The following is a 3,669-nucleotide window of genomic DNA, read 5'->3' as shown; positions in this document are numbered from 1 at the left end:
CGCGCCATGTCGCCCTGCTGCAGGCGCACGCATTCGCCATTCTTCAGATCGATGGCGGGATACAGGTTGAGCGCGCTCATTCGTCCACCAGGGTCTTGGAATAGAAATAGCCGTCGAGATAGACGCCATCGACCAGCGCATAGCGTGGCTTGGTGCCCCAGCGGCGATAGCCGGCGCCTTCGGCCAGCTGAATGGCGGCCTGCTGGCTGGCGCGCATGTCGAGATCGACCTGGCGGTAGCCGCCCTCGCGCGCGGTGTCTTCCGCCAGTTTGATCAGGCCGCGCGCCAGGCCGTGGCCACGCGCTTCTGGCGCAATGAAGAAGGAGGTGATCTGCGCCGAATGCGACTGCGCCTCGTTGTTCGGCGGCGGCCGCAGCAGCTGGCTGGAGCCGACGACAGCGCCGTCCAGCCGGGCAATGAAGAGATCGCGCTGCGGCATCAGCAGCACGCCGCGCCAGTAGCGTTCCAGCACGGTGCGCGACGGCGCCTTGAGCCAGCCGAAACCGTTGCCGTCGAGGATCGCCTTCTCGGCGGCATCGCACAGCTCGTCGAGTTCGTCGTCATTCAGCGCCTCGACCTTTTCGATCATGGCATTCGGTGCGGTGGTCTTCACTTTGGTGTTCATGCCCATACCCAACTCGAACTGGCCCAGATCCACAGACTCAAAAAACGGCGTATTCAGGGACGCCAGCGCAGGAAATTGGCCAGCAGCCGCAATCCCGTAGCCTGGCTCTTTTCCGGATGAAACTGTGTGCCGACCATATTGTCGCGACCAATTGCGGCCAGAACCGGGCCGCCATAGTCGGCTTCGGCCAGAACCACATCGCGCTTTTCCGGCACCATGTGGTAGCTGTGCACGAAATAGGCATGATCGCCGGTGTTGATCCCGGCCAGCACCGGATGCTGCGGCTGGCGAAGCTTCAGCTGGTTCCAGCCCATATGCGGAATCTTCAGCTCAGGATCGGAGGGTTTCAGCAGTTCGACGGCGCCGTCGATCCAGCCCAGCCCCTTATGTTCGCCATGCTCGCGGCCGACGCTCGCCATCAGCTGCATGCCGACACAAATTCCCAGGAAAGGTTTGGCGCGTTGCAGAACCTGATCGTTCAGCGCATCGATCATGCCATCCAGGCTGCTCAGGCCACGGTAGCAGTCGGCGAAGGCGCCGACGCCGGGCAGCACGATGGCATCGGCGGCAGTGACGTCACCGGTTTTCGCCGTCACCTTGAGATCGAGCGCAATGTTGTTTTCATCGGCGGCGCGCTGGATCGCCTTAGCGGCGGAGCGCAGATTGCCGGAGCCGTAATCGATCAATGCGACGCGTTTCATAGCAGCCCCATTCTTCATAGTAGTCTGGGGAAGGCTTCCGCGCCGCGTGCAGCCATGGGCGCAGATGGCGGCAGCATGGCGGGTGGGAAGCCCTGCGGCATCGGGCCGACGACAGGCGCGGATGCGCCGCGGTTGCGGATATACAGCCCTTCGGCATCCGCAGACGCATCGGCACGCAGCACGGCGACCAGCCGCCAGCCGCGCCGCTCCAGCGTCCAGCGCCAGTAATCCGCCGCACTGAATCCGATCAGCAGGCCGACCGCGAGGCCGATCGCCGTCGCTGCCGGTTCGGCGATGTCGCCGAGCGCCAAAGCCACGCCGAGTGCTGCGCTGAACAGCAGGTAGAGCGCGACGCCGAGCCAGAGCCGGTGCCACAGCAGCCAGATGATCGGCATGATCGCCGCCCACCAGCGAAAGCCCGATGCAATCGCCAACACGTCTGCGTCGCCGCCGGCTCTCTGCGCGGGGCGCTCATGGATGGTGTAAAATCGCATGAACGCCTCTTAGAGCTTGCCCTTGGTCGACGGCACCGCATGCGGGCTGCGGGCGTCGAGCGTGATGGCGTGTCGCAATGCGCGCGCCACGCCCTTGTAGCAGGACTCGACGATATGGTGATTGTTCTCACCATAGAGATTTTCGATATGCAGCGTGATGCCGGCATTCTGCGCAAACGCCTGGAACCACTCCTTGAACAGTTCGGTGTCCATGTCGCCAAGCTTGGGCTTGGTGAAGTTCACCTTCCAGATCAGATACGGGCGGTTCGACACATCCATGGCGACGCGGGTCAGCGTCTCGTCCATCGGGATCAGCGCGTCGGCATAGCGCGTGATACCCTTGCGGTCGCCCAGCGCCTTCGACACGGCTTCACCGATGGCAATGCCGGTATCTTCGGTCAGGTGGTGGAAATCGATATGGATATCGCCCTTGGCCTGGACCTCAAGGTCGATCAGGCTGTGTCGCGCAAGCTGCTCGAGCATATGGTCGAGGAAACCGACGCCGGTCGACACCTTGTAGGTGCCCTGGCCATCGAGGTCGAGCTTGACCGAAATCTCGGTTTCGTTGGTTTTCCGCGCAACGCTGGCCGTACGGGCCATGGACGCTCTCCTTCTGCGGCCCCGCTTTCCACTGCCGGACTGACATGCCCGGCCGGGGTCGGGCGCGGTATAGCAGGAACCGGCAGCGTTGCCTACCTTGCTTTTGCCAGGCAGGACAGCCGTTTTCCCGGCTGTTTTCGCGATTTAGCGGGGTTTTCTCAGGGGACCGGAATGCTGGCAGCCGGGCGCAGCGGCGGATCCGGCGCGACATGGCGCGAGGCCATGACTGCCGCGTCACGGCGATACTGCGTCACCCGCGCGGTATAGGGCGAGACCTCGGTCGCCGGCAGCACGAGCAGGCGCCGTTCCAGCACTTCCAGATCCATCAGCAGCGGCCAGAGCAGGCCGAGTTTGATCACTGGCGACAGGTTGCCCAGACAGGCGAGCGGCAGGCCCTCGATCATGCGGTGAAAGGCGCGGATCACGCGTTCGCCGCGGGTTTCGTAGGCGGTCGGTGCGGCAAGCACCGCCCCCGGTCGCATCTGGGGCTGCGGTCGCAGCAGCGTGACGGCCTGGTTCAGGTTGCCCAGTGCGATCAGCCACTGGCCGGTCTGATCGGGATTGTCGATCAGGTCGCGCGGCAACGGCGTCGCCTGCAGCAGTGCCAGCACCCGCCCGAGCCGGTCGCGCATCTCGACCTCGGCGTCAGCAGCCATGCGGCCCTGACCGGCCGGACTTCAGGGTCCGGGGACGGGCAGAGCAGCAATGATTGGAAAAGTTTCCTTGGTGCACGCGATTTAGACAGTCTGCTGATGATACAGGGACGACAGTTGTGGTTAAGCCAAAAAATCCTTTGTTTACAAGCAATCGGACTCGCTCTGCGAGTCCAGACTAGTTCCACTACTCGTTTTTGGCGAGCAGAAAAGGTCGAGGATACCGCTTTTTGTCTATGCTGTCGAATACAACTGTATTCGATCAGGAATAGAAATAGAACTCCGTTGCTCGCTATTCGCGGTATGGTTAATAGGCCACCGGGCGAGGCCTGGCCGGAGCGGAAGCCGGGGCCGATCAGGCGATGCGGAAGCGCGCCACCAGCACCGCCAGTTCGCCGGCCTGGTTTGCCATGGCCTGGGCCGAGGCATTGGTCTGCTCGACCAAGGCGCCGTTGCGCTGGGTCATCTCGTCCATGTTGACCACCGCGCCATTGACCTCCTCCAGCCCGCGCGACTGCTCAGCAGAGGCGGCAGCGATCTCGGCCACGATGTCCGACACCTTCTTCACCGAGGTCACGATCTCGGCCAGCGCCGCG

General features: G+C 63.4%; 7 protein-coding genes (1 of these 7 only partly in view). All 7 read right to left on the bottom strand.

Features of this window, described 5'->3' with window-relative positions:
* Window positions 1-80, bottom strand: the start of a protein-coding gene (locus CTR53_RS19785; protein WP_290817674.1) for a HisA/HisF-related TIM barrel protein. It extends 394 nt beyond the left edge of the window; only the first 80 of its 474 coding nucleotides appear in the window; its start codon is at window positions 78-80; its stop codon lies beyond the left edge, outside the window.
* Window positions 77-625, bottom strand: coding sequence for a GNAT family N-acetyltransferase (locus tag CTR53_RS19780; RefSeq protein WP_290817671.1), 549 nt, complete (start codon window positions 623-625; stop codon window positions 77-79). Before CTR53_RS19780 ends, CTR53_RS19785 begins: the two co-directional genes overlap by 4 nt.
* A gap of 53 nt (window positions 626-678) precedes the next feature.
* Complete coding sequence (gene hisH / locus CTR53_RS19775) at window positions 679-1,326, bottom strand: imidazole glycerol phosphate synthase subunit HisH (protein ID WP_290817668.1); 648 nt, start codon at window positions 1,324-1,326, stop codon at window positions 679-681.
* Window positions 1,327-1,340: 14 nt separating this feature from the next.
* Window positions 1,341-1,820: a DUF2628 domain-containing protein gene (locus CTR53_RS19770; RefSeq protein ID WP_290817665.1), complete on the bottom strand. Its 480-nt coding sequence runs from the start codon at window positions 1,818-1,820 to the stop codon at window positions 1,341-1,343.
* Between the two features lie 9 nt (window positions 1,821-1,829).
* Window positions 1,830-2,420 carry an imidazoleglycerol-phosphate dehydratase HisB gene (gene hisB / locus CTR53_RS19765; RefSeq protein WP_290817661.1) on the bottom strand — a complete coding sequence of 197 codons (591 nt, stop codon included), beginning with the start codon at window positions 2,418-2,420 and terminating at the stop codon, window positions 1,830-1,832.
* Window positions 2,421-2,578: 158 nt separating this feature from the next.
* A complete protein-coding gene (locus tag CTR53_RS19760) occupies window positions 2,579-3,076 on the bottom strand; it encodes a hypothetical protein (RefSeq protein WP_290817658.1) in 498 nt (165 codons plus the stop codon).
* Between the two features lie 352 nt (window positions 3,077-3,428).
* Window positions 3,429-3,669, bottom strand: a 241-nt coding sequence (locus tag CTR53_RS19755) for a methyl-accepting chemotaxis protein (protein WP_367159005.1), incomplete at its 5' end; no start/stop codon positions are given.

The organism is Ferrovibrio sp. (genome assembly GCF_002796975.1).
In the GTDB taxonomy this organism is placed as follows: Bacteria; Pseudomonadota; Alphaproteobacteria; order Ferrovibrionales; family Ferrovibrionaceae; genus Ferrovibrio.
This window is presented reverse-complemented; position numbering and strand designations above follow the sequence as displayed.

Coding starts and splice junctions, on each gene's coding strand:
- CTR53_RS19780 (WP_290817671.1), bottom strand. CDS start 625: ATGAACACCAAAGTGAAGACCACCGCACCGAATGCCATGATCGAAAAG.
- hisH (WP_290817668.1), bottom strand. CDS start 1,326: ATGAAACGCGTCGCATTGATCGATTACGGCTCCGGCAATCTGCGCTCC.
- CTR53_RS19770 (WP_290817665.1), bottom strand. CDS start 1,820: ATGCGATTTTACACCATCCATGAGCGCCCCGCGCAGAGAGCCGGCGGC.
- hisB (WP_290817661.1), bottom strand. CDS start 2,420: ATGGCCCGTACGGCCAGCGTTGCGCGGAAAACCAACGAAACCGAGATT.
- CTR53_RS19760 (WP_290817658.1), bottom strand. CDS start 3,076: ATGGCTGCTGACGCCGAGGTCGAGATGCGCGACCGGCTCGGGCGGGTG.